General features: G+C 62.5%; 22 protein-coding genes. 13 read left to right on the forward strand and 9 right to left on the reverse strand.

Going from position 1 to position 23254, the window contains the following annotated elements; all coding sequences use genetic code 11:
• Nucleotides 1-4: 4 nt before the first annotated feature.
• From LQD11_RS00950 to LQD11_RS00965, 4 genes are all read right to left on the reverse strand, one after another.
• The gene (locus LQD11_RS00950) at nucleotides 5-895 is read right to left on the reverse strand and encodes a hypothetical protein (protein ID WP_238615845.1); all 891 of its coding nucleotides are present in this window, start codon (nucleotides 893-895) and stop codon (nucleotides 5-7) included.
• Between the two features lie 3 nt (nucleotides 896-898).
• Nucleotides 899-2770 (reverse strand): peroxidase family protein, encoded by a 1872-nt coding sequence (locus tag LQD11_RS00955; RefSeq protein ID WP_238615846.1) that lies wholly within the window; start codon nucleotides 2768-2770, stop codon nucleotides 899-901.
• Nucleotides 2771-2975: 205 nt separating this feature from the next.
• Complete coding sequence (locus LQD11_RS00960; RefSeq protein ID WP_238615847.1) at nucleotides 2976-3239, reverse strand: hypothetical protein; 264 nt, start codon at nucleotides 3237-3239, stop codon at nucleotides 2976-2978.
• A 137-nt stretch (nucleotides 3240-3376) separates the two neighbouring features.
• Complete coding sequence (locus LQD11_RS00965; RefSeq protein WP_238615848.1) at nucleotides 3377-4414, reverse strand: sigma-54 interaction domain-containing protein; 1038 nt, start codon at nucleotides 4412-4414, stop codon at nucleotides 3377-3379.
• A 149-nt stretch (nucleotides 4415-4563) separates the two neighbouring features.
• On the opposite strand from LQD11_RS00965, the gene LQD11_RS00970 reads away from it, so the two are divergent.
• Nucleotides 4564-7923: an EAL domain-containing protein gene (locus tag LQD11_RS00970; RefSeq protein WP_276315642.1), complete on the forward strand. Its 3360-nt coding sequence runs from the start codon at nucleotides 4564-4566 to the stop codon at nucleotides 7921-7923.
• A gap of 316 nt (nucleotides 7924-8239) precedes the next feature.
• Nucleotides 8240-9895 carry a methyl-accepting chemotaxis protein gene (locus LQD11_RS00975; protein ID WP_238615850.1) on the forward strand — a complete coding sequence of 552 codons (1656 nt, stop codon included), beginning with the start codon at nucleotides 8240-8242 and terminating at the stop codon, nucleotides 9893-9895.
• Nucleotides 9896-9899: 4 nt separating this feature from the next.
• Here the strand turns inward: LQD11_RS00975 and soxB are convergent, their stop codons facing one another.
• The 5 genes from soxB to LQD11_RS01000 form a co-directional block, all read right to left on the reverse strand.
• Entirely contained in the window at nucleotides 9900-11687 is a 1788-nt protein-coding gene (soxB, locus tag LQD11_RS00980) for a thiosulfohydrolase SoxB (RefSeq protein ID WP_238615851.1), read from the reverse strand.
• Between the two features lie 242 nt (nucleotides 11688-11929).
• A complete protein-coding gene (soxZ, locus tag LQD11_RS00985; RefSeq protein ID WP_238615852.1) occupies nucleotides 11930-12238 on the reverse strand; it encodes a thiosulfate oxidation carrier complex protein SoxZ in 309 nt (102 codons plus the stop codon).
• 56 nt (nucleotides 12239-12294) lie between these two features.
• Complete coding sequence (gene soxY / locus LQD11_RS00990; protein WP_238615853.1) at nucleotides 12295-12762, reverse strand: thiosulfate oxidation carrier protein SoxY; 468 nt, start codon at nucleotides 12760-12762, stop codon at nucleotides 12295-12297.
• A 164-nt stretch (nucleotides 12763-12926) separates the two neighbouring features.
• The gene (locus tag LQD11_RS00995; RefSeq protein WP_238615854.1) at nucleotides 12927-14315 is read right to left on the reverse strand and encodes a M48 family metalloprotease; all 1389 of its coding nucleotides are present in this window, start codon (nucleotides 14313-14315) and stop codon (nucleotides 12927-12929) included.
• A 92-nt stretch (nucleotides 14316-14407) separates the two neighbouring features.
• Complete coding sequence (locus LQD11_RS01000) at nucleotides 14408-14719, reverse strand: hypothetical protein (RefSeq protein ID WP_008932740.1); 312 nt, start codon at nucleotides 14717-14719, stop codon at nucleotides 14408-14410.
• 481 nt (nucleotides 14720-15200) lie between these two features.
• On the opposite strand from LQD11_RS01000, the gene LQD11_RS01005 reads away from it, so the two are divergent.
• The 11 genes from LQD11_RS01005 (at nucleotide 15201) to gcvH (ending at nucleotide 23188) form a co-directional block, all read left to right on the forward strand.
• Nucleotides 15201-15431, forward strand: a complete 231-nt coding sequence (locus LQD11_RS01005) for a sulfurtransferase TusA family protein (protein WP_008932742.1) — start codon at nucleotides 15201-15203, stop codon at nucleotides 15429-15431.
• 89 nt (nucleotides 15432-15520) lie between these two features.
• On the forward strand, nucleotides 15521-15988 hold the full coding sequence (dsrE2, locus tag LQD11_RS01010) for a sulfur carrier protein DsrE2 (protein ID WP_008932743.1): 468 nt from the start codon (nucleotides 15521-15523) through the stop codon (nucleotides 15986-15988).
• A gap of 133 nt (nucleotides 15989-16121) precedes the next feature.
• Nucleotides 16122-16787 (forward strand): 4Fe-4S dicluster domain-containing protein, encoded by a 666-nt coding sequence (locus tag LQD11_RS01015; protein WP_238616139.1) that lies wholly within the window; start codon nucleotides 16122-16124, stop codon nucleotides 16785-16787.
• Nucleotides 16788-16839: 52 nt separating this feature from the next.
• Nucleotides 16840-18258: a heterodisulfide reductase-related iron-sulfur binding cluster gene (locus LQD11_RS01020; protein ID WP_238615855.1), complete on the forward strand. Its 1419-nt coding sequence runs from the start codon at nucleotides 16840-16842 to the stop codon at nucleotides 18256-18258.
• Nucleotides 18258-19307 carry a CoB--CoM heterodisulfide reductase iron-sulfur subunit A family protein gene (locus LQD11_RS01025; RefSeq protein ID WP_238615856.1) on the forward strand — a complete coding sequence of 350 codons (1050 nt, stop codon included), beginning with the start codon at nucleotides 18258-18260 and terminating at the stop codon, nucleotides 19305-19307. Before LQD11_RS01020 ends, LQD11_RS01025 begins: the two co-directional genes overlap by 1 nt.
• A 7-nt stretch (nucleotides 19308-19314) precedes the next feature.
• Nucleotides 19315-20115, forward strand: a complete 801-nt coding sequence (locus tag LQD11_RS01030; protein WP_238615857.1) for a hypothetical protein — start codon at nucleotides 19315-19317, stop codon at nucleotides 20113-20115.
• Between the two features lie 46 nt (nucleotides 20116-20161).
• A complete protein-coding gene (locus LQD11_RS01035; RefSeq protein WP_238615858.1) occupies nucleotides 20162-20878 on the forward strand; it encodes a 4Fe-4S dicluster domain-containing protein in 717 nt (238 codons plus the stop codon).
• The gene (locus LQD11_RS01040; protein WP_238615859.1) at nucleotides 20871-21782 is read left to right on the forward strand and encodes a CoB--CoM heterodisulfide reductase iron-sulfur subunit B family protein; all 912 of its coding nucleotides are present in this window, start codon (nucleotides 20871-20873) and stop codon (nucleotides 21780-21782) included. Before LQD11_RS01035 ends, LQD11_RS01040 begins: the two co-directional genes overlap by 8 nt.
• 5 nt (nucleotides 21783-21787) lie before the next feature.
• The gene (locus LQD11_RS01045; RefSeq protein WP_008932750.1) at nucleotides 21788-22228 is read left to right on the forward strand and encodes a biotin/lipoyl attachment domain-containing protein; all 441 of its coding nucleotides are present in this window, start codon (nucleotides 21788-21790) and stop codon (nucleotides 22226-22228) included.
• 5 nt (nucleotides 22229-22233) lie between these two features.
• Nucleotides 22234-22644 (forward strand): DsrE family protein, encoded by a 411-nt coding sequence (locus LQD11_RS01050; RefSeq protein ID WP_238615860.1) that lies wholly within the window; start codon nucleotides 22234-22236, stop codon nucleotides 22642-22644.
• 103 nt (nucleotides 22645-22747) lie between these two features.
• Nucleotides 22748-23188 (forward strand): glycine cleavage system protein GcvH, encoded by a 441-nt coding sequence (gene gcvH, locus LQD11_RS01055; RefSeq protein WP_008932752.1) that lies wholly within the window; start codon nucleotides 22748-22750, stop codon nucleotides 23186-23188.
• Nucleotides 23189-23254 lie beyond the last annotated feature (66 nt).

Here is a 23254-nt window from a genome sequence, read left to right on the forward strand (position 1 = left end):
GCCTTCATCCTCCCTGCGCGGGTCTCTCCCCCGCCTTGCGCCAGGCTTCGGAGAGTAGTCGGGGCACCCAGGCCGCCGCGGGGCAGTGGCTCCAGGTGTGGGTGAGGAAGGCGATGTCATGGCGCAGGCTGCGCGCTCTGGCCGTTTCGAGTCGAAACAGGGCCAGGGTGCCGGGGGCGAAGGAGCCTGCCCCGTGGTTGCCGTGCGTTCTGGCCTGACGCAGCACCGTTTCCGGCGCCACCAGACAACGGGAGGCCGCGGCGGCGGGTGTGATGCGCGCGAGGGCGTGGGGGTGTTCCACAACCAGCTGACGCATCCGTTCCAGGGCCGCGACCAGGTTATGCAGCGCAATGGCGGTGGCATGTAGTGCGGTGGCGTCCCTTTGCACCTTTTCCGCCAGTCGGGCACGTGCCTGATCCACGTCGCCGCTCCGCCGCCAGCGCCATTGGCGCCAGGGGTTGAGGGTGCGGGCCGCCCTGTCCAGCAGGCAGGCATCCTGGTAGCTCTGCGGGTTTGCCCGGTAATCGCCGTTGAACCGCCGTCCGATGATTCCCTGTACCAGTACCCCGGGTCCGTCCGGGGCATCGCCCCGGGCAAGATAGGCTGCCAGTGCCTCCAGGTCGGCCTGGGAGCATGGCGGTCCTTCCAGGTGCCGGGCCAGGGTGGTCTGGGTGGCATTGGGACGCTCATCGCCGATGGGCGCCACCGGGGGCAGAGGGTGGCCGTCCAACTGCAGATGTCGCCGAATGCCCCTTGCAAGCCATCGATTGAGCCAGGGACCGCTGGAAAGGAATTCACGGTCCAGACGCTGATCCCGAGCCAGTTCCAGGATTTCCCCGGGTTGTTCCACCCAGAGCAGGTCGATCAGGCCTGCCAGCTTCAAGCGTCGGGCCATGGCTCAATCCTCCGTCCTGGCCCAGGGGAAGAACACGTTGCGTACATCGGCAAAATGGCCCTTGAGTTGGGGGCAGTGGCGGGCGATGACGGTGCGCAGGGAGTTGTCCCTGATCCAGTCGAAACCTGCGGGCGTGTAGATCTCCGGGCGAAAATCATCGGTGAAGAAACGGTCACTCTTGAGCCGTCGCGAGGCCATGAGGATGAAGATGCGAAAGGCGGTGTCGGAGAAGCCGAAGCCCGGTGGCGTGCCGTGTGCCTTGCATTGACTCTCCGCCAGGGTGCCTACCAACAGATCCACGTCTTCCACGCTGGCATAGACTTCCTGGAGTTCCCGTTGCCAGTGGGGGTTGTCCGTCAGTTCCTGAAAGTTGCGCGGGGCATGGCATTCGATATGGCGCCGGAATTCGCAATAGCGCGGTACTCCGTGTTCCCGGTCCCGCAACACGTCGATGGCCGCCAGGTCCAGAAACACGCCCTTGGTTCCCATGCGGTCGATGCGGCGCAGCCCGTTGGGGAAGTTGTGCAGGACCAGTGCGCCGGGATGACTGGTGCACAGGGAATACACCACGTCGTCAAATCCCACTTGGCGGTAGATCCGGGTGACCTCGCCGGCGGAAACTCCCGTCAGGTCCAGGTGAAGCAATTCCTGGTCGTCTTCACGGCGGCGAAACGAGTATTCATCCGGCATCAGTGAGTGAAGTCGGTAGACGGCGGCGAATTCCTCGGTCATGGCGTAGGCGGCGCCGTGGTGGTCGGCGGGGGAGCCGGGAATTCCGGACAGGATCTCTCCCTGGCCCACGCGTCCGAAGGCGCGATGGTACTGTTCGCCCAGCAGACCCCAGAAGTTGCCCCGCATGGCCATGCGGCCTTCCGGGGAGTTCATCAGTGCCGGTGTCCATTCCACGGTGTGGATCTTGGCCAGCAGGGCGGCGTTGACCAGCCGGGCCTTCTGGAACAGCCATTCGCCGGTGGCGTCCGGGTGATCAATGCGCAGCCGGTCCACGATGGCGTTGTGTTCGTGCACAAACAGGCGGTGCAGGACCGACAGGCCGACCCACCAGTTGCCGTTGACGCCGGCCAGTTCCAGATCCTTGGTCGGTTTGCCATGTTGGGTCTTGCCTTCGATCGGCAGGGCACCGTCGGGCTGCACGCCCAGCTTGCCATCTTCCAGAAAGGCACCGGTGGTGGGGTCGGTGCGAACCAGACGCTGGCGCTCCAGGGAGGAGCCGTAGATCTGGGAGGCGTCCCACCAGCTTGTCTCCACGTTGGTATAGGCGTCGGGTAGCCCCTGATCCTGGGGATGTCGCGTGTCGGCGTGGGCGCGCAGTACCGTCATCTTTCCTTCCGGCCAGTCATCTCCCTCGGGAAGGGGAATATCGTGAGGGGGTTCGTTCTTGTTGTTGGGGCCGTGGCTGAGCCAGTCGTGGACCATGAACTGAATCCAGGCGGCGGCCAGCACGTTGAGGTGGGGCACCGGAATGAACTCGCGCCGGGCCAGTAGCGCGTTGCTGATCAGTCGCGGACTGGGTTCGTAAAGACGGGGCGGCACTTCGCCGAAAGCGGCTTCGGGGGGCATGTTGCGGGCGAATCGGGTGCCGGTCATGCCCATCCACGGCTCGCTCATGTCGTTGTAGCTGCCGTCCGCCGTTCGCATCCCGCGTACATCGAAATCCTGGTTGGGGGGCACCGGGGGAGGGACGGTCTGGGTGTCGGTGAGGTTGTGTCGGCGGAGATTGACTCGATGACCCACGATCATCGCCATGGCGATGAAGAACGGCCACTGAAACCAGGGACGACGGCGGGCCAGGCGGGTGGTCAGCGTGCCCAGCAACCGCTCGTACCAGGAAGCCTGAAATGATGATCCTCGGCGCATCGCTCGCCCTCCATAGTTGGGGGATGATCAGGACGGGTTCGGTGTCTCCTTCAAAAAGGGTGGGGCAAGTTTCAGGCCGTGATTTGTAAAGCTTTTTTAAATCATGTGGTTGGGATTGATGTGGCGGTGGCGTGCAGGGGGGTGGGGCAATTTTGTCCCGGTGGCCCGATGGGTGCGGCGGGGTTACGGGAGGGCCGTTGATCCATCAGGAAGCGTCATCTGCCGGGTCTTGAGGCGGTCTGCGAAATACCACCTGCCCGGAGAGATGGGGCTCGGCCCTGAGAATGTCCCGCTTGCAGAGCATCTCCACGGCGTGTTCCGCCACCTCCGGGGAGACATGACGATACTCCGGTGGCAGCCAGCAGCTGATGATGCCCTGAAGGTTGTCGGCGGCCCCCGGATGGGCTTCCAGGTAGTCTTCTATGACTTTTGCAATGCGCTGGGGTGAGACACGGCTTGACGGGTTCAAGGGGGCTGTCCTCTTGGGTGCATGGGCTTTGAAAGCAAGCAACAGCCACACCAGTTTCGTTGCGGCCCTGACTCCCCGGGGGAGTGGCGCACCGTGAGTGTACAGGCCGGTTCACCGTCATTTCCCTTGGGTCGAACTCAACCCTCTGGGGCGATCTTGACCCGGTCGCCACGGATACCGTGTTTCTTGAGCAGCTTGCCAAATGCCCTTCGCTCCTTGCCGGCCATCCGTGCCGCCAGGGTGACGTTCCCCCCTGCCCGTCGCAGCATCACCTGCAGATAGCCTTTTTCAAAGCGATCGATCGCCTGCTTTTTGGCCTGGGTGAAGGGTATCGGGCTGTCATGGCTTGTGGCCGGGGTTGCGGCACCGGTGGGCAGTGCCGTCGGGTTGCTGAAGCAGAGGGCTTCAAGGTGAATCGGGCCTTCAAGACACAGCAGGCTGGCACGATGCATGGCATTTTCCAGTTCCCGTACGTTGCCGGGCCATGCATGATTCTTGAGCCACTCGATCCCCTCGGAGGTAATGCCGCGGCTGCCTCGATCGTACTGGGCATCGAAATGGGCCAGGAAATAGTTTGCCAGAAGCAGGATGTCGTCACCTCGTTCGCGCAGGGGGGGAACGCACAGGGTGAGCAGGTTGAGCCGGTAATAAAGGTCCTCCCTGAACTGATTATCCTGGATCTGGCCACTCAGAGAACGGTTGCTGGCAGCGATGATCCTGACATCCGCATGGCGAAACTCCCGTCCGCCCACCAGCCGGTATTCCTGGTTTTGCAGAAAGCGCAGCAGACTGACCTGTGCGCGCAAGTCCAGGGCGTCGACCTCGTCCAGGAACAGGGTCCCGTGGCGAGCCAGTTCCACCAGCCCCGGCCGGCGTTGATGTGCGCCGGTGAAAGCGCCCCGTTCGTGGCCGAAGAGTTCGGATTCCACTAGATCGGTCGGCAGGGCGCCGCAATTCATGGGGATGAATCCAGCGCCTCTGCGTGGCCCAAGGTAATGCAGGGCTCGGGCGACCAGTTCCTTGCCGGTCCCTGTCTCCCCTTGGATCAGGACCGGTATGTCCGAATGCATGACCTGCTCTATCGCCTTCAGCAAAGTGCGAAAGGGCGGCGAGTCTCCCACCAGATGAAGGCGCCGGAACCGGTCGGCCAGATCGACGTGGCATGCAGCCGTCATGACCCACCTCGGAGCTTGACCTTTTACCGAGTGTAGGTTCTGACCCGGGGGAGTCAAGGTCGAGCCGGGGCTGGGGCGGGTAATGTCGGCAGAATCAGTTATCATTGACGTGCTGATGCCTTGATGGCGCGTTACCTGGTATATCCGCCATGTCCCTATCTGTCTCTGGTCCCATCCGTCTAGGTCTGATGGCCCCTCTGACCGGGATTGCCGGTCTTTATGGCGAGGAAATCTGCCGGGCCGCCCGAATGGCCGTGGACGAGGTCAACGAAAGCGGCGGCCTTCTGGGGCGTCCCCTGGCGCTGGTGGTCGAGGATGACGGCAGTCAGCCCGAAACGGCGGTGCCCGCAGCCCAGCGCCTGGTGGACGAGCATGGCTGCGCGGCCATGATCGGTAATCTCCTGTCCAATTCCCGCATTGCCGTGGCCACCCAGGTGGCCACGGCCCGGCGCGTGCCCCTGCTGAATTTTTCCTTCTATGAGGGCAGCATTCACGAGCCCTTCTTCTTCAGTTTTTCCGCCCTACCCAATCAGCAGATCGAGCCCATGATTCCATTCATGGCCCGGCGTCATGGCGTGAAGATGTTTTTTGCCGGCAATAACTACGAATGGCCCCGGGGTTCCATCGATGCCGCCAAGCGGTCTTTGCTCGCCCTGGGGGGAGACGTGGTGGGGGAGGAGTACTTGCCCTTTGAGGCGAGTGAACAGGATCTGGCGATCCTGCTGGAGCAGGTCGGTCGATCCGGTGCCGATGTGTTCGTACCCTATTTTTCCGGTTGGGATCAGGTCAGGGTGTTCCGCCGCTGTGCCGCCCTCGGGCTGAACCGGCGCATGGCCCTGGCTACCAGCCATTTCGATGAGGTCATGGCCGGTCAGTTGTCCCGGGAAGCGCGCCAGGGAATCCATGTCGTCAACAGTTATTTCATGTCGGTGGATACCCTGGCCAACCGCGACGTTCTCCGGCGTCTGTCCGGGCTGCCGGGCATGACCGGTATCTGGCCTCGGGGTAATGGTGTCCTCACCCATTTCGGCGAAGGCACCCATGTCTGTGTGCAGGCGTTTGCCCAGGCCGTCCGGCAAGCCGGCACGTGCGCGACGGATGCATTGTGTTCAGCCCTTGCCCGTGTGCGGGTATCGGCACCTCAGGGGCAAGTGAGTATGGACCCGGTACTGCGACATGCCGAGATCAACGCCTATCTGGCACGCAGCAATGGTAACGGTGGTTTCAGCATCATTGAAAGCTTCGGTCCCATTCCCCCGGAGATTCCTGAACGCTATCGGTCCTCTTCCCCGGTACCCGGTTTGCCGCCGCGGACTCCGCTCGGTGCGTTCAAGACCACCGAGACGGTTGATCGGGCAGTGGGCGGGTTGGCCCGGCACATCCTGGCCTGGGCGGATATCGCGATCCTGACGGCGGATGCGCAGGGAATCCTGACCCACGTCAACCGGCGGGCCTGTGAACTGTTCGGCTATGAGGACGGCGAACTGATCGGGCAGTCCGTGCATCTGCTGGTGCCGCCGCACCTGCGGGAACGTCATGCGCTGTTTTACCGGCGATTCCTCGAAGGCCCGGAAGATGAGCGGCGGATGGCGGAGCGGTCGGAAATCACCGGATATCACAAGGATGGCAGTTTCCTGTCCCTGGAGGCTTCCATTGCCAAGTTCCATCAGCAAGGCGCCTGGAATCTGGTGGTGACCGTGCTGGATATCTCGGCGCGCAAGCAGGCGGAGAAGGAACTGCTCTGGCGCGCCACCCATGACGTCCTCACCGGCTTGCCCAACCGTGCCCTGATGCATGAGCGCCTGAGTAACGCCCTGGCACGCTCCCGCCGCCATGGTCTGAACGTCGCCCTGCTGCATCTGGGGCTGGATGGGTTCAAGCTGATCAATGACAGTCATGACCGGCAGACCGGTGATGCGTTGCTGATGGCGGTGACTCGACGTTTGCTGGAACAGGTCCGTCCCGGCGATACGGTGGCCCGCCTGGCCGGAGATGAGTTTGCGATCCTGGCGGAGCAGGTGGGTCAGCCGGCGGCCATCGCCGGTCTTGCCGAGCGCCTCAACGAGGCCATGCGCCAGCCGTTCGAGGTCAACGGAGTGCCGGTGATCGTGACCGCCAGCATCGGGGTGGCGACGGGGCAGGGCAGCACTCACAGTGCCGATGATGTCATGCGCTGCGCGGAGACGGCGTTGCATGCCCTCAAGCAGAAAGGGCGCGACGGTTGGCAATTTTTCAATGACTATCAGCATCACCAGGCCTTGCAGCGGCTGAACGTGACCCTGGGGTTGCGGGGTGCCATCGAGAATCAGGAATTGCAGGCCCGCTTCCAGCCCATCCTGTCTTCGGATCGCGGGCGGATTGTCGGGGCTGAACTGCTGCTGCGCTGGTTTCCTCCCCAGGGGGAAGTGTCTCCGGCCGTCTTCATCCCCATCGCCGAGATGAGCGGTGCCATTTTGCCCATCGGCCTTTGGGTGTTTCGGGCCGGATGCCTGGCCGAAGTGGAGTGGCGCCGTCGTTGGGGAACGCACGCACCGTATGTCTCGGTCAACCTCTCCGCCCGCCAGTTGAGTGACGAGTCTCTGGTGGATGACATGTCTCGCGTGCTGCGGGAAACCGAGGCCGATCCGTCCCGTATTGTGCTGGAGGTGACGGAGACGGCATTGATGGCGGATATCGACGCCAATCTTCTGGTGCTTCGCCGGCTGGCGGATCTGGGGCTGCGCCTGGCCGTGGATGATTTCGGCACGGGGTATTCCTCTTTGGCTCAGCTGACGCGTCTGCCGGTCAGCATTCTGAAGATTGACCGTGCCTTCGTGGATGGGATCGAAACCCGTCATGAGAGCCGCGCGGTGGTCAGGGCCGTCATCGGCCTGGGACGGTCGCTGGGGTTGACCCTGGTGGCGGAAGGGGTGGAGACCCAGGGGCAGCATCTGGAACTGCTCAACGGGGGATGCGGGTTGTTTCAGGGATATCTGTTTCACGCCCCCATGAAGCCGGAGGATTTCGTGCGCCTGATGGATGCACAGTCTGATTTTGATCATGGGGAGGATCAGGGCGAGGAAAGTTTCGTGCTGTATGTCAGTCGTACCGTCGAGCCGCTGGATGGCGATTCCCTGCAGGCGATTTTGCGAACCGCGCGCACCGCCAATGCCCGCTCCGGCGTGACCGGATTTCTGATTTATCAGGATGGCCAGTTCATGCAGATGTTGGAGGGGCCCAGGGCGCAGGTGGATGCGACGATGGCACGGATCCGTCTGGATCCCCGGCATGAGGATGTTCGCATCGTGGCGGAGGGGGAGATACGTTCAAGGGTGTTTTCGGACTGGAGCATGGGCTTCCAGGACATGTCCCGATCCGCGGGGGAACTGGATTTCAGCCAGTGGCAGCGCCGCACCATCAGCCTGCTGGAACTGGCCGAGGACGCCCATACCTGCTATGCCTATATTTCAGCGTTTGCCGGCAAGGCCGATACAGGTTTGGAAAGGGCTTATCCGACGGATGCGGAATAATCACCACCAAGCGGCATTGTACGCGCGGAAACCGGGTGTAAAATTTAGAATCATTATTAAAGTGGTGGATCAGGGATCTTTGGTTTGAAATCTCAACTCATTGATTTTAATTGTTATTAAAAGAATCATGCTCATTCAGATACCGGCTTAATGTTGGGAGTGCCGGTCTCGGAATGGTGGCTGTGCGCGTGTACTGACGGTGGTACGCGGTTTACCGCACCGGGATGGGATGCCTGTGAATGCATCGTTCCCACGCAAGTGGGAATCCAGTGACAGTCTGAATCTTCCTGACTCTCGCCTTTCAAGGGCCGACACCATGTGGAATCACCTGACCATCCGCACGCGCTTGATCGCCGTCACCGTGACCCTGCTGATCCTGATCGGTGTGGCCAGCTTGCTCATCGCCAGTCAGGGGGCTGGACGCATGGGCCACGTATTGGTGGACCATACCTTGAGGATGAAGATCGAAGGTGACATCTGGTCGGCGGGAAATTACGTCGCCGGCGAGTGGGGCACGCTGCGACTGGTGGACGGGAAACTGGTGGATGCCCAGGGCAGGCCGATCAATGACCGTTTCGAGGTGGTGGACAGGCTGGGGCAGGAGCTGGGTGTGCTGGCAACGGTATTTGCCCGGGACGGCAGGGACTTCACTCGGGTGACCACCAGTATCCGCCTGCCCGATGGGCGTCGCGCCGTGGGCACCCAATTGGGAGAGGCCAGTTCGGCCTTTGTGCCTGTTTCGGCAGGGCAGCGCTACATCGGTGAGGCCCAGATCCTCGGCGTATCCCATCTCACGGTCTATGAGCCGATCAAGGACGCCTCCAATCAGGTCATCGGCATCCTGTTCCTGGGCATTCCGCGACAGCAGATCGATGCCATCGTCAGTCAGGGCGTGAACCAGATGGTGACCCGCCTGGTGATGGGTATCTTGTTGCTGGTGGCGGTCGGAGTGGTCGTGGCCATTCTTCTGGCCCGGGTTATTGTCGGTCCCATCCTCCAGTTGTCCAATGCCCTCCACGACATTTCCCGGGGGGAGGGAGATCTGACGCGACAACTGGATGCCCGAGGGCGGGATGAGCTGTCCGAGTTGGCCAGGGCCTTCAACGAATTTGTCGGCAAGATCCGCGAACTGGTCCGGCAGGCAAGCGCGGCGTCCAGCCAGCTGGCGGCGGCGGCCGAGGAGTTATCCAGTACCACGGAGGCCACCCGCGAGCAGGTTCGGCGCCAGCACTCCGAAACCGATCAGGTGGCCACGGCCATGAACCAGATGACGGCCACGGTGCACGAGGTCTCCCGCAACGCTTCCGAGGCGGCGCATGCGGCGGCTTCCACGCGTCGGGAAGCCGCCGAGGGTGAGAAGGAGGTCAAGGAGACGATCCGTGCCATCGAGGCGCTGGCCAGGGAGGTGGAGAATGCCTCCCAGGTGATTACCCGGCTGTCCGAGGACAGTGACGATATCGGCAAGGTGCTGGAAGTGATTCGGGGCATTGCCGAACAGACCAATCTGCTGGCCCTGAATGCCGCCATCGAGGCCGCCCGGGCCGGTGAGCAGGGCAGGGGATTTGCGGTGGTGGCCGATGAAGTGAGAACCCTGGCCAGCCGGACCCAGACCTCCACCACGGAGATCCAGGCCATGATCGAGCGACTGCAGTCGGGCGCCTCCGGCGCGGTGAAAGCCATGGAGGAAGGCCGGGGCAGGGCGCGTCAGAGCGTGACCCAGGCCGCCCGTGCCGGTGAGTCGCTCAAGGTCATCAGCGGCGCCGTCAACAATATCAATGACATGAATGCCCAGATCGCCAGTGCCGCCGAGGAGCAGTCGGCCGTGACCGAGGAGATCAACCGCAATATCACCAATATTGCCCAGGCCGTGGAGCAGACTTCATCCGGTTCCGATCAGATTGCCCTGGCCAGCGACGAGCTGGCCAGGCTGGCGGCGGATTTGCAGAACCTGGTGGGGCGATTCAAGGTTTGATGTTTTACGCGGCAATACCGGGATTGCCGTCCACGCCCTTGAGCACCGGCTCGTTGAGGTCGGTGATGCGTACGGTTTGGTGGTCCCGCAGATAATCGGCTACCACGTCCCAGATCTTGCGGCCGGTGTCTCCCATCGGCTGTTCCTGCACGCTGGCCCAGCCCGCCACCACATAGGTGCCGTTCGGGTCGATGGGCTTGCCGTCCAGTTCCATGGCCGTGATGCGTTCGCCGATGTCCCGGGTGGGGTCGATGGCATAGCGCAGTCCGCCCACGCGCACCATGTCGCCGCCCTGCTGGTAGAACGGATCCTTGTTGAACAGGTTGTCGGCTACGTCTTCAAGGATGGTCTTGATCATCTCGCCGCGCATTTCATTGCGGGTCACCGCCGGGTAGGTGAGTCCGGTCTGGTCCATCACATGCTCGAAGGTGATGGGCATGCCCGGCAGGACGGTGGTGCCCCAGCGGAAGCCGGGAGAAAACGAGATCTGGGCGTCCACCTGTTCCATCAGGGCATCGCAGATGAGTTGGTCGAAGGTGCCGTTGAAGTTGCCGCGGCGGTAGAGCAGGTCGTCGCTGACCGCCAGCGCCTCGCCCAGCTTGTCCGCCATGCGGAAGGTCTCGCCGTCGAAGGTGACGGTGCGATGGCGCAGGTCTTCGATGTATCGGCTCATCTCCGGGTCGGGGTCGATCAGGTTGGCGAACACCGGCAGCAGATGGTAACGGTATCCCTCGATCCGGCCGTTGGCGAAGTTCAGGTCCAGGACGGCGAGGAATTTGCCGTTGGAGCCGCCATTGGTGACCAGGCAGGTGCCGCCGGCGGGGGTTCTGACTTCCAGGGGGGCCGGGACCGCATCATGGGTGTGACCGCCCATGATGGCATCGATGCCGTTGACCAGTCCGGCCATCTTGATGTCCACGTCCATGCCGTTGTGGGACAGCACCACCACCACCTCGGCGCCTTCGGCACGGGCCTGATCGACACTTTCCTGCATCTCCCGATGCCGGATGCCGAAGGACCACTCCGGCATCAAGTGCCTGGGATTGGCGATGGGGGTGTAGGGGAAGGCCTGGCCGATCACTGCCACGTTGACGCCGTTGATCTCGCGGATCACATAGGGCTTGAAGACTCGCTCCTCCCAGTCCACGTCCACCACGTTCTGGGCCACGAAGTCGATGCGTCCGGCAAAGTCGTTCCGCAGGATTTCCTGTACCCGGTCGGCGCCGAAGGTGTATTCCCAGTGACCGGTCATGATGTCCACGCCCAGCAGTAGTTGGGCGTCCACCATGTCCTGGGCATGGGTCCAGACGCCGGTGCCGGAACCGCCACCCCAGGTGTCACCGCCGTCCAGGAGCAGGGCACCGGGGCGCTGGGCGCGGATGTGCTTGACCAGGGTGGCCAGGTGGGCAAATCCGCCCACGCGGCCGTACTGCTCCGCCAGGTGGACAAAATCCAGGTGAGTATAGGCATGGGACCAGAGGTTGGGGTGTTCCAGGCCGTAGTGGTTCAGCAGATGCCGGCCCACCAGGTGAGGTGGGCGGCCCTGCATTTCGCCGATGCCCAGGTTGACGTGGGGCTCGCGAAAGTACACGGGCAGCAACTGGCCGTGGCAGTCGGTGTAGTGCAGCAGCGAGACATTGCCGTAGGGGCGCAGCTCATAGGGACTGCCGGTGGCATCCGGGCGGGGCAGGGTAGCGCCGTTGCCGTTGCCACGACCGCAGGCGGACAGGGCGAATCCGGCCATGCCGGCGGCACTCAGTACCTGGAGAAATTCTCTGCGGGTCAGGTTCATGCCTTCTCCTCACACGATGATTGAACGCGGGCCGGCGGATCCCGGCCAAAAGAAAGCCCGGCTTTTACCGGGCTTGCTGAATCTGGCAGGTGTCGTTTTATGTGTTCCTGCCTGGACCTGTGCCGGTCACCCGGGTCTGGTCTCTGTATTCCTCTTTGGTGGTGGTCACGGTCTAACCGGGACCCTTGGCGCGACAAACCTCCTGCGTACTTCCGTTCTACTGATGACTGATCTTCTTTGGATCAGCTGATGCGGACTTCGGTGGTGTCCGAATCACCCTTGTTGTCCACCCAGGAAAGCTTCAGGGTGTCGCCGGCGGCGGCCCCTTCGAACTGGAAGGACAGATAAGGGTTACGGGAAATGGCGGGACCCCAGTTGGCGGTCAGTACATGCTTGCCGTTGCACTCGGCCTTGACCTCGGTGATGAAATGGGCGGGAATGGTGTTGCCGCCCTGGTCCCGGCGCTGGCCGGTTTCCATGGGGTGACTGATGAGGGCACGCACATTGGTGACGCCGCCTTCGATCTGGGCTCGGACTCGGATGCTGGACATGGTGCTTTCTCCTGCGAATTCGCCTTGATGCCTCGGTTGCCGGGGGCTTGCCTTGCTTAGCCGCCGCAGCCGCCGATGGTGACCTTGACCTCCTTGGTGCCGCTGTAGAGCTGGCCGTTGGCCTTGAGTACCGCGACGATATCGGAGGTTTCACCCATCTTGATGCGGGTGGCAACGAAGGCCTTGGTGCCTTCGCCCAGCTTGTAGCTGGAGGTCAGGGGCGCGTTGTTGGCAACCGCCAGGATGGCAATGTCAGTAACGCCGGACAGCGTGGATTCCACGGTGATCGGGACCACGGCGCCGTTTTCGGCGATATCCGGTGCCCGGATGGTGATGTCGCCGCTGCTGTGGCTGTCCGAACCCAGGGCGGACTTGAGCGCATCACTCAGGGAATTGGCTTGGAAAGCGGCCTTGGGCCAGTCGGCGAGGACGGTACTGGGGGTCAGCAGGCTGGCACCCACGGCGACACCCACGGTGCCTGCCGCGAGGGTGCCCTTGAGAAACACTCGACGCTTGCTGTTCATGCGGTCTCCTCCACTCTCTCACGTCTCATGGTTGGAGATGCCCGGTTTCGGCTCGGGGTATGGCCGCGGGCTCTCTGGGGTTACAGCCTACCTAACTAAATCTTTTTTACAAGTAATTTTTAGTTATATAGGCGGGTTGATGTCGGTCAATACCTGGCTCCGGCTCAGCGATCGTCCAAAAACCGCAACGCGATGGCACGTTTGCTCCTGACCCGCTCCTCCACATGGGGGGTTAGATCCTGGGCGGTCAGGGCCATGTCCAGTTGCCTGACGGTCTCACGATACTGGCCGTGATGGAAATAATATTCCGCCATGCTTTCATGACTGACCGCCTGCCGGCCCAGGCGCGAGGCGGCATCGGCCTTGAGACGCAGCAACTCGGGCGCCTTGGCATCGGCCGACAGCAGGCCGTCGGCCACTTGCATGGCCCGGGTGTGGTCTCCGGCGCCGATCAGTGCCTGCACGTAGGTCTGGGTGACCGGCAGGTGTCTGGGGTAGATATCGTTCAGTCTTTCCAGAATCTGAAGGGCCGCCTGGTGGTTGGTGGGCCTGGCCGCCATGTGGGCCTCGGCCCGGGCCAGTTCCAGATACAGGTCCGCGCCGTCCTGTCCTGAAATACCCTGGAGCGCCTGCAGGGCCTGTTCGGTCTGGCCGCGCTGGATGAGCGCGATGGCGTAGCCGTAGCGCCTGGCGGCATCCTGCGGGTCGCCGCTCCGGTCACGGGTATGGAGGTCGATGACCCGGGCCGGGTCCTGCAGGGCCTGGACCCGGGCAAGGATCATGCGAAAGGCCTGGGAGTCGGTGCGAAAGTCCCCGCTGTATTGATCGGCCCGCAGGCGGCTGTCGGTGATGCGGTTGCTGGTCACCGGGTGGGTGCGCAGGTACTCGGGCACTGCCTCGCCGGCACCGCCGCTGAGCTGGAGCATGCGTTCGAAGAAGCCGGGCATGGCCTGGGGGTCGTAGTCGGCCGCGGCCAGAATGCCGATGCCGATCCGGTCCGCCTCCTGTTCGTTGGCCCGGGTGAAGTTGATCCGGGCCTGGGCACCGCCGGCCATGCCGCCGATGATGGCCGCCTGGCCCACTTCCGGGGCGTAGGCGCTGGCGATGATGCCGGCCAGGATGGCCAGCCCCGTGGCCAGGTCGATACGGGTGCTGCCTGCATAGGCACGGGCGATGTGACGCTGGGTGACGTGGGCGATTTCGTGGGCGATGACCGCGGCCAGCTCGCCTTCATTGCGGGCGGCGTCGATCAGCCCGGTGTTGATGCCGATGATGCCCCCGGGCATGGCGAAGGCATTGATGCGGGGGTCTTCCACCACCAGGAAGGTGAAGTTGGGGTGGGCGTCCGGGGCGCTGGAGACCAGTCGCTGTCCCAGGGCTTCCACATAGCCCAGAAGGACCGGGTCCTTGCTCAGGGGCAGGGTGCGGCGCACCTCCCGCAGCAGGGTGCGGCCCAGTTGCTGTTCCTGGGAGGGGGACAGCAGGGCGGAGGAGGGATCTCCGATTTCCGGCAGGTTGATGCCTGCCTGGAGCGGGCTGGCGACGGCCAGCAACAGGCAGAGCCCAAGGGTCAGGAATCCGCGCAGGACACCGGTACCCGGCTGACGGCCGGGTACCGGTCGGTTGGATGCGGGGCTTGCGCCGGCTACTTGCCCAGGCCGGGGGCCGAGGCGTAGGCATTCATGGTGGTGCGGTTTTCCCATAGTTTCGGCATAAGCATGGCCTCCGGCAGCATGAAGCGCCTGGACTGGTCCACCGGGATGGTTCGCGCAATCCGAACCACATCCTCGTAGCGGATCTTGAACAACTGCCCTGATTGGGGGCCGTCGGTCCGACGCACGATCATGCTGTCATCGAAGAGCCGATGCACGTAAAGGTTGGCGGGGCGCAAGCGCCGATGTTCGTCACGCAGCGTGACAGCATACTGGGTATCGGCGGCAAAATGCTTCTTGTCCACGATGAGGGTTCCTCCGCTTGGGACGGCCGGGCCGGTAATGGGAACAGTATCATGCGTGTTCCCGGTGAGACAGCGGCCCTGATTCTTCGTTCATTGGCTGTGGGAATCGTTCTCATATCCTTCTTTCCGCATAAGCTGGACGTTCAGAAGAATATCGCTATATTGTTATTGAGAATAAGCAAATAAGGAAGACTGGTGCCGGATGTCATGTCAAGGGACCGCCCGGGCCGGTTATTCCCGTGAAAACGGGAATCCAGTGACGGAGCATAGGTGCTGGACTCCCGCTTTCGCGGGAGTGACGAGGTTGGGTGGGAATGGCGGCTTCCCCAAGTTGTTCTGGTAGGCGGATAAAAAATACTGAAGTTTCCCCTGTCCGATGACGGGAAATTTCGTGAGATGATCGGGGTGGGCGCCGGCGGGACCTCGCGGGTTGCCGGCGAAGATGCCCCCAGACCACTTGATAGACGAGGAGAAAATCGAGATGTCCGATTTTGACCAGGAACTGGATGCCTCCGGGCTGAACTGCCCCCTGCCCATCCTGCGTGCCAAGAAATCCCTGGCCTCCATGGACAGCGGTCAGGTGTTGCGGATCATCGCCACCGACCCGGGCTCCGTGAAGGACTTCGAGGCCTTTGCCAAACAGACCGGTAATGAACTGCTGGAACACCGGGAAGAGGGCGGCAAGTTCCTCTTCTTGATGCGCAAATCCTGATCCGGGGAGCCGTCCTGCCGCGCCATGGCCGCGGCAGGACGCACACCCCGGGCAGATCATCGTCAAAGGCATAACGGAGGGGATGCCACGTGTCCGAGAAGAAGCTGGCCATCATTGCCACCAAGGGAACCCTGGACTGGGCCTATCCGCCTTTCATCCTGGCTTCCACCGCGGCCGCCCTGGGCTACCAGGTGCAGGTGTTCTTCACCTTTTACGGCCTGCAACTGCTCAAGAAGAAACCCGATCTGAAAGTGACCTCCCTGGGCAATCCCGGCATGCCCATGCCGATGCCCATGCCGGTCCTGCTGCAGGCCCTGCCCGGCATGCAGGGCATGATGACCCACATGATGAAGCAGAAGATGAAGTCCAAGGGTGTGGCCAGCGTGGAAGAACTGCGCGAGATGTGCCAGGAGGCGGAGGTGAAGATGATCGCCTGTCAGATGACGGTGGATCTGTTCGACATGTCGCGGGACGACTTCATCGACGGCGTGGAATACGGCGGTGCCGCCACTTTCTTTGAGTTTGCGGGCGAGTCCGACATCTGCCTTTTCATCTAGCGGCTGCCGGCCTCTCCGTACCCGGAAAATGAACTACACTCGCTGAACGCTAATAGTTGACAAATTTGCTTGGGTGTAAGGATATCTCCCCGGGCAATGAAAGACGAGGTACGCCATGGCAACTTACGCCGAAATGCAGCAGATATACGATGATATCCGCAGCGACTTTCGCTATGACCACGAGCTCAACGGGTGTCTGAACTGCGGGATCTGCACCGCCACCTGTCCATCGGCCCAGTTCTACGACTACAGCCCCCGGGAGATCGTCCAACTCCTGTGGACCGAGAACGTGGAGCAGGTGTACGACGCCATGCAGGAGAAGATCTGGGCCTGTGCCCAGTGCATGACCTGCGCCGCGCGCTGTCCCTTCAAGAACTCCCCCGGTGGCCTGGTGGCCATCATGCGGGAGGTGGCCATCAAGCATGAGATGCAATCCGCCAAGGACGTGCTGCGGCCCTTCGGTCGGGTGATGCTCAAGCTCATCACCACCGGCAACCAGCTCTCTCCGGACATGATCCAGCCGGATCACTTCCCCGACTGGGGACCGAACATCCAGAAGGTGGACGGCGACCTGCGCATCCTGCGCAAGGCCATCCCCATGAAGACCCTGCAAACCACCGATACCGCCTGGGAAATCTCCCTGAAGACCTCGGTGGAGATGTACACCATCTGGGAGATGACCGGGGTACTCAAATCCCTGGAACTGATGGACGAGAACCTGTTTGACGTGATCGAGGACTTCATCGACGAGAAGCGGGAGGAATACGAGGAATGGCTCGAAGAACAAGAAGAAGACTGAGCCGGATCCTTGCCTGAGCACCAAAGCCGAGCGTAGTAGAGGAGTGGCACACATGAGTTCCAAGAAGAAAGATCATACCCCCGGCGGGCACAATGCCACCGCCGAAGGGGCCGGCCCCGGGGCCATGAAGCCCGGATTCCACAATACCGATGGCCAAGGCGTGGCCGGCCACGGCTCCTTCTTCCAGCAGACCCAGCTCTCCCGGGACGAGGCCGTCAAGGCCACCGACTGGGTGCGCAAGCATGTGGATCGCCGCACCGTCGATCTGGGCGACCGCATGGATGACGTGCGCGAACACATGTACGAACTGGAAAAGGAAGGTCACATCATCATTCATCGGGTGGAGGACCAGCATGAGCCCAAGAGGGTGAAGACCCTGTTCGGCTGGGACAAGAAGATCCCCACCCGACAGCTCTGGCATCACAAGTCCTGTGGTCAGTGCGGCAACATCCCCGGCTATCCCACCTCCCTGCTGTGGTTCATGAACGAGTTCGGCTTCGTGCCCGGCAAGGATTACCTGGACGAGACCGATCAGACCTCCTGTACCGCCTGGAACTATCACGGTTCCGGCATTGGCAACGTGGAGTCCCTGGCGGCGGTGTTCCTGAGGAATTTCCACCAGTCCTATGTGTCCGGCAAGCAGCACGGCCACGGGCTGGGCCACTTCTATCCCCTGGTTCACTGCGGCACCTCCTTCGGCAATTACAAGGAGATCCGCAAGTACCTGATCGAATCCCCCCAGCTGCGGGAGAAGGTCACGAAGATTCTGGACAAGCTGGGTCGACTGGTGGACGGCAAGCTGGTGATCCCCGAGGAGATCATCCATTACTCGGAATGGGTGCACGTGATGCGCCATCGCATCGCCTCGGAGCTGCAGAAGATCGATGTCTCCCACATCCGCACCACTGCCCACGTGGCCTGCCATTACTACAAGATGATCCACGAGGATGCCGTCTACGACGCCGATGTCCTGGGCGGCAATCGCACCGCCATCATCACTTCCATGGCCCAGGCCCTGGGCGCCCAGGTGATCGATTATTCCACCTGGTATGACTGCTGCGGCTTCGGCTTCAGGCACATCATCTCCGAGCGGGAGTTCACCCGTTCCTTCACCATGAACCGCAAGATCCGGGTGGCCCGGGAAGAGGCCAATGCCGATGTCATGCTGGCCAACGACACCGGCTGCGTCACCACCATGGACAAGAACCAGTGGATCGGCAAGGCCCATGACCAGAACTTCCAGATCCCCATCATGGCCGAGGTGCAGTTCGCCGCCCTGGCCTGCGGGGCGGACCCCCTGAAGATCGTGCAGCTCCAGTGGCATGCCTCGCCCTGCGAGGAGTTGGTGGAGAAGATGGGGATCTCCTGGTCCGAGGCCAAGAAGAACTTCCAGGCCTATCTGAAGGAAGTCGAGCAGGGCAACATCGAATATCTCTACAAACCCGAACTCGCTTATGGGGGGAATGCGTGATGCAGGATACCGTTCTGATCGTCGGTGCGGGACCCGCCGGCCTGTCGGCGGCGGCCCAGGTGGCCAGTGCCGGTTACAAGGCCGTGCTGGTGGAAAAGGAAGACGTGCTGGGCGGTGCCCCGATCATCTCCGGCTATGCCCGTCTGGTGCCCTCCGGCGAATGGGCCAAGGACGCCATCGGGCGCATGGTCAAGCGGGTGGAGGAAGACGGTAATGTCACCATCCACAAGGGTACCAAGGTGACGCAGCTCAACGGGGAGGCGGGCAAGTTCACCGCCAAGCTGAGCAACGGCAAGAGCGTCAAGGCCGGTGCCGTGGTGCTGGCCACCGGCTTCACCCACTTTGATTCCGTCAACAAGCCCGAGTGGGGGTTCGGCACCTTCCCGGACGTGGTCACCACCACCCAGGTGGAGCAGATGGTGACCGCCGGCAAGATCGCCTGTCCCTCCGACGGGCGGACACCGGAGCGGGTAGCCATCCTGCTGTGCGTGGGCTCCCGCGACCGGCAGATCGGCCGTGAGTGGTGTTCCAAGATCTGCTGTACGGTCTCGGCCAATCTGGCCATGGAGATCAAGGAGCTGTCGCCCAAGACCCAGGTGTTCATCTATTACATGGACATCCGCACCTTCGGTCTTTATGAGGACCGTTTCTACTGGAAGTCCCAGGAGGAATTCCGCACCAAGTTCGTCAAGGCCCGTATCGCCGAGGTTACCGCCGCGCCCGACGGCCGCCTGTTGCTCAAGGGGGAGGACACCCTGGTGAAGCGGCCCATCGTCATTCCCTTCGACATGGTGGTGCATGCGGTGGGCATGGACCCCAACATGGACAATCCGGAGATTTCGAAGGTGTTCGGCGTGGGTCTGGAGCAGCACGGCTTTATCGAACGGGGCGAGCATTACACCAATACCTGCGGCACCACCCGTCCCGGCATCTATTCCTGCGGGGCCGCCTATGGGCCGGAGACCATTGATGACTCCATCTCTCAGGGCATGGCCGCCGGCGCCCGCGCCATTGCCGACCTGCATGGCATGACACGCAAGGCGAGCTGAGATGCCCATGACCCAGCCCATCACCCCGGCGCCCCTGGCCATCCGCCTGGATGAGAAGGTGGTCGCCGGCAAGCTGGCGGCCCTGTTGGAGGACATGAGCGAGCGGGGGGGAGTGGAGCGCTATCTCACTGCCCTGGGCGGCAAGCACGCCTTGTTTGCCCGTGTCCTGCCCGAGGCCCGTCCGGCATCCCTGTCCGCGGAAGTGCCCCTGTTGTTGCTGGAATGCGTGTTTCCCGCCCGGCGACGACTGGGGCCGGTGCTGCGGGAGATGCCGCCGGCGGCCCTGGCCGAGGCCGTGCTGGAACTGGTCTACGGCCCGGGCCGCCTGCTCGGGCGCATGGAGGCCTTTTGTGACCGTCTGCCGGTGCCGGAGCGCAAGTTGCGGCGGGCGGCCTGGGATCTGGCGGCGGAACTGCTGCATTTTCGGTCACCGGAGACAATCCCCCTGATGACCCGTTGGGTCTGGGATACCGGGACCATGAGCGGTGCCGTGCGGGAGTTCGTGCCGGGCAGTGACAGTCTGCAGAGCCTGCCCCTGGCGCTGACACCGGAGGCCCTGGAAGGGGTGCGACAGTGGTTTGCCGAACATCTGACCGCCAGCGGCTTCTACCGGGATCTGCCTTTTATCACGGATCTGATCCTGGCCCGGGCCTATGCGGACTATGTGCGTTCCGTCTCCGGGGGATTGGGCATCCTGCAGGGGGATTTCGGCGCCCGACAGGATCCGATGGAGCTGGTGGTCAAACTGCTGGGTATCGACGAGCGGCGTGGTGCAATGGCCGCCGCGGGTCAAGAGACTTGGCATTAGGCAGGCCCGGCCTGACCCTGATGCGCGATGAGTTGCGGAGAAAAGCATGGCGATACATGAAAAATCCCTGATCGAACCGGAGCGCCTGCTCCGCCACGAAACCCTGGTGGTGGACGGCGTGGATGTGTCCGGCCACTGGAACACCATGATCACGCCCCGGACCATCACCGATTACGATGATGACTTCGAGGCCGTCATCCAGCGCTATCCCGGCGCGGAGAACGTGCACCGCTGCTGGCAGTGCGGTTCCTGTACCAATTCCTGCACCATGTATGCCCAGAACGTGCAGTTCAATCCCCGTTACTGGATCTATGCGGTACGCACCGGGCTCAAGGAGGAAATCATCAAGGACAAGGACATCATCTGGCAGTGCGTCTCGTGCAACAAGTGCACCAGCATCTGCCCCAAGGACGTGCGTCCGGAAGGGGTGATGAAGGCCCTGGCCCACTGGCTGGAGGACGAGGGTCACATGCCCAAGTCGCCGTCCCGGGTCTTTGACGAGGAGTTCACCGAGCAGATCTATGCCCGTGGCCGCATCGAGGACAGCCTGGTGCTGCTCAATTTCTTCAGGAAGACCGGTCAGCCCCTGGTGCCCCAGTGGCTGCGGGTGTTCGGCGTGCGTCTGATGCAGCATCTGCCGGTAGGCCTGGGGATGCGCTTTGCGCGCAATGTCCTCATTGCCCCCAGAACCCGCTCCTGGGGACGCACCGGCGAGGTGCTCCGGCAGTATGTGCGTGAACAGAAGGAGGCCACCCATGGCTAAGGTTGCATACTATCCTGGCTGTGCCCTGGAAGGTTCCGCCGGCCCCTACGACAAGTCCACCCGGGTGCTGGTGAAGGCCCTGGACATGGAGATGGTCAACCTCAAGGACTACAACTGTTGCGGCGCCATGGAAGTGAAGAACATCCATCCCATGCTGCAGACCTATCTGTCCGCCCGTAACCTGGCCATTGCCGCCGAACAGATGGGGCTGGACACGGTGATGGCCCCCTGCAATGGCTGTTACCACAACCTGAAGAAGGCCGAATACGAAACCACCACCTCCGAAAAGACCATGGAAACGGTGCAGGACCTGGCCCGCAAGGCGGGTGACCCGGTGTACAAGGGGAACGTGCGCACGGTGCATCTGCTGGAGTGGCTGATGGAGGAGAAGGGACCGGAGGGCATCAAGGCGCGGATGAAGAAGAGCCTGAACGGCATCCGCATCGCCAACTACTACGGCTGCATGTACACCCGGCCCCGGCAGATCTTTCCGGAGAAGGATCAGGGCCCCGGCTCCGAGTCCACCTACAAGCCCCACTTCATGGATGATCTGCTGGAGGCCGCCGGCGCCGAGAACATGGATTTCCCGCTGAAGACGGCCTGTTGCGGCGGTGCCCATACCCTGTCGGATTCCGATACCTCCACCCAGCTGGTGCTGAACCTGTTGCAGGCGGCGGAGGATTCCGGTGCCCAGGTGATCGCCACTGAATGCCCCACCTGTCACTCGGGATTGGAGATGCATCAGGTGCGCGCGGAGACGGAGTTTGGTATCAAGACCCATGTGAAGATCGTCTACTTCACCCAGTTGCTGGGCCTGTCCCTGGGGTTGTCGCCGCGCAAGCTGGGAGTGCACGAGAATGTCAGTGATTCCATCGGTTTTCTGAAGGACAAGGGGGTCATTTAAGGTTCATGGAGTGCAACGGCTGCGAATTTCATCCGGATCTTTACTACGACGACGAGTATCAGGTGTGGCTGCGTCGGGAGTCCGGAAACATCCTGACCATCGGGATGACCGACCTGTCCCAGGCCATCGCCGGCAAGATCCTGCATGTGCGCGTGCGCCGGCCGGGCAGCCGTCGCCCCGCCGGCAAGCCGGTGGCCACCATCGAGAGCGGCAAGTGGGCCGGACCCATCCCCAATTTCGTGGACTGCACCATCGTGGCGGTGAACGAAGCGGTGATGACGACCCCGGCCTTGCTGAACCAGGACCCTTTCGGTGCCTGGATCGCCAAGGTGGAGGTGCATGAACCCCTGGACCAGGCCCTGGAGCGATTCGTGACCGGGGAGGCGGCGCGGGCAGGTTACCGTGCCCGCGCCGAGCGGGACGACATCCACTGCGGACGGGGATGAGTGTCATGGGGCAGGCGCCGTCGGCAACCCTGGAGGACGTGGAGGCGGATCAGACCGTGGTCTTCATCATGACCAGCGGCCCATCCACGCCTGCGCGCTGTGCCACCCCCTTCTATCTGGGGGCGGTACTGGCCTCCATGGATGCCCGGGTGCATGTCTTCTTCACCATGGAGGGGGTCAGGCTGATGCAGTCGGGGGTGGCGGAGTCACTGCGCGCCATGGAGGGCGGACGCCTCATCATCGATTTCATCCGCGACGCAAAACGGGCCGGGGTGGTGTTGCATGTCTGTGAGCCGGCCATGCCCGGTTACGACATGAATCCGGATACCGACCTGATCCCCGAGGTGGACCATGTGGCCCGTGCCAGCGATCTGGCGGACCTGATCCTGGGCTGCGACAAGCTGATCACCTTCTGACCGTGGCAGGCCTTGACCTGCATCACCCAAGGCCGTCGCCGGTGCCGGGATACTGGATATACTAAAACAGGTAATATTCAAATAATCGAAAAAGGAGACCATCATGGGCGCAGTCAAGGGCTGTGATCTGCCGGAAGAACTTCACTACAGCATCGACAACAACGTCTGGGTACGCAGGGAGGATGACGGCAACGTGACCGTGGGCATGACCGCCTATGCCTGTTCCCTGGCGGGTCAGGTGGTGTCCTACACCCCGAAGAAGGCCGGCAAGGACGTGAAGAAGGACAAGTCCTGCGCCACCGTGGAGTCCGGCAAGTGGGTGGGCCCCGCCAAGACCCCGATCAGCGGCGAGGTGGTGGCCGTCAATGACGCCGTTTCCGCCAGTCCGGGTCTGATCAATCAGGACCCCTACGGTCAGGGCTGGCTGGTGAAGATCAAGCCCGCCGACTGGGATGCCGACGCCGTCGACCTCAAGACCGGCGCCGATGCCCTGGCGGCCTTCCAGGCCAAGATGGATGCGGACGGCTTCAAGGGCTGTGCCTGATCGTCGGCGACGGCCGACCCAAGCCCCTCTCTCCCTGGGAGAGGGGTTGGACAGAACCACCGTCAA

Source organism: Ectothiorhodospira shaposhnikovii (genome assembly GCF_022227765.1).
Classification (GTDB): domain Bacteria; phylum Pseudomonadota; class Gammaproteobacteria; order Ectothiorhodospirales; family Ectothiorhodospiraceae; genus Ectothiorhodospira.

Excerpts from the sequence above, each read along its gene's own strand:
- LQD11_RS01025 (WP_238615856.1), top strand. The coding sequence starts at position 18,258 with ATGCAGGATACCGTTCTGATCGTCGGTGCGGGACCCGCCGGCCTGTCG.
- LQD11_RS01050 (WP_238615860.1), top strand. The coding sequence starts at position 22,234 with ATGGGGCAGGCGCCGTCGGCAACCCTGGAGGACGTGGAGGCGGATCAG.
- gcvH (WP_008932752.1), top strand. The coding sequence starts at position 22,748 with ATGGGCGCAGTCAAGGGCTGTGATCTGCCGGAAGAACTTCACTACAGC.
- LQD11_RS00950 (WP_238615845.1), bottom strand. The coding sequence starts at position 895 with ATGGCCCGACGCTTGAAGCTGGCAGGCCTGATCGACCTGCTCTGGGTG.
- LQD11_RS01040 (WP_238615859.1), top strand. The coding sequence starts at position 20,871 with ATGGCTAAGGTTGCATACTATCCTGGCTGTGCCCTGGAAGGTTCCGCC.
- LQD11_RS01015 (WP_238616139.1), top strand. The coding sequence starts at position 16,122 with ATGCAGCAGATATACGATGATATCCGCAGCGACTTTCGCTATGACCAC.
- LQD11_RS01005 (WP_008932742.1), top strand. The coding sequence starts at position 15,201 with ATGTCCGATTTTGACCAGGAACTGGATGCCTCCGGGCTGAACTGCCCC.
- LQD11_RS00955 (WP_238615846.1), bottom strand. The coding sequence starts at position 2,770 with ATGCGCCGAGGATCATCATTTCAGGCTTCCTGGTACGAGCGGTTGCTG.
- LQD11_RS01020 (WP_238615855.1), top strand. The coding sequence starts at position 16,840 with ATGAGTTCCAAGAAGAAAGATCATACCCCCGGCGGGCACAATGCCACC.
- LQD11_RS01030 (WP_238615857.1), top strand. The coding sequence starts at position 19,315 with ATGACCCAGCCCATCACCCCGGCGCCCCTGGCCATCCGCCTGGATGAG.
- soxB (WP_238615851.1), bottom strand. The coding sequence starts at position 11,687 with ATGAACCTGACCCGCAGAGAATTTCTCCAGGTACTGAGTGCCGCCGGC.
- LQD11_RS00965 (WP_238615848.1), bottom strand. The coding sequence starts at position 4,414 with ATGACGGCTGCATGCCACGTCGATCTGGCCGACCGGTTCCGGCGCCTT.
- LQD11_RS00975 (WP_238615850.1), top strand. The coding sequence starts at position 8,240 with ATGTGGAATCACCTGACCATCCGCACGCGCTTGATCGCCGTCACCGTG.
- soxZ (WP_238615852.1), bottom strand. The coding sequence starts at position 12,238 with ATGTCCAGCATCCGAGTCCGAGCCCAGATCGAAGGCGGCGTCACCAAT.
- LQD11_RS01045 (WP_008932750.1), top strand. The coding sequence starts at position 21,788 with ATGGAGTGCAACGGCTGCGAATTTCATCCGGATCTTTACTACGACGAC.
- LQD11_RS01035 (WP_238615858.1), top strand. The coding sequence starts at position 20,162 with ATGGCGATACATGAAAAATCCCTGATCGAACCGGAGCGCCTGCTCCGC.
- soxY (WP_238615853.1), bottom strand. The coding sequence starts at position 12,762 with ATGAACAGCAAGCGTCGAGTGTTTCTCAAGGGCACCCTCGCGGCAGGC.
- LQD11_RS00970 (WP_276315642.1), top strand. The coding sequence starts at position 4,564 with ATGTCCCTATCTGTCTCTGGTCCCATCCGTCTAGGTCTGATGGCCCCT.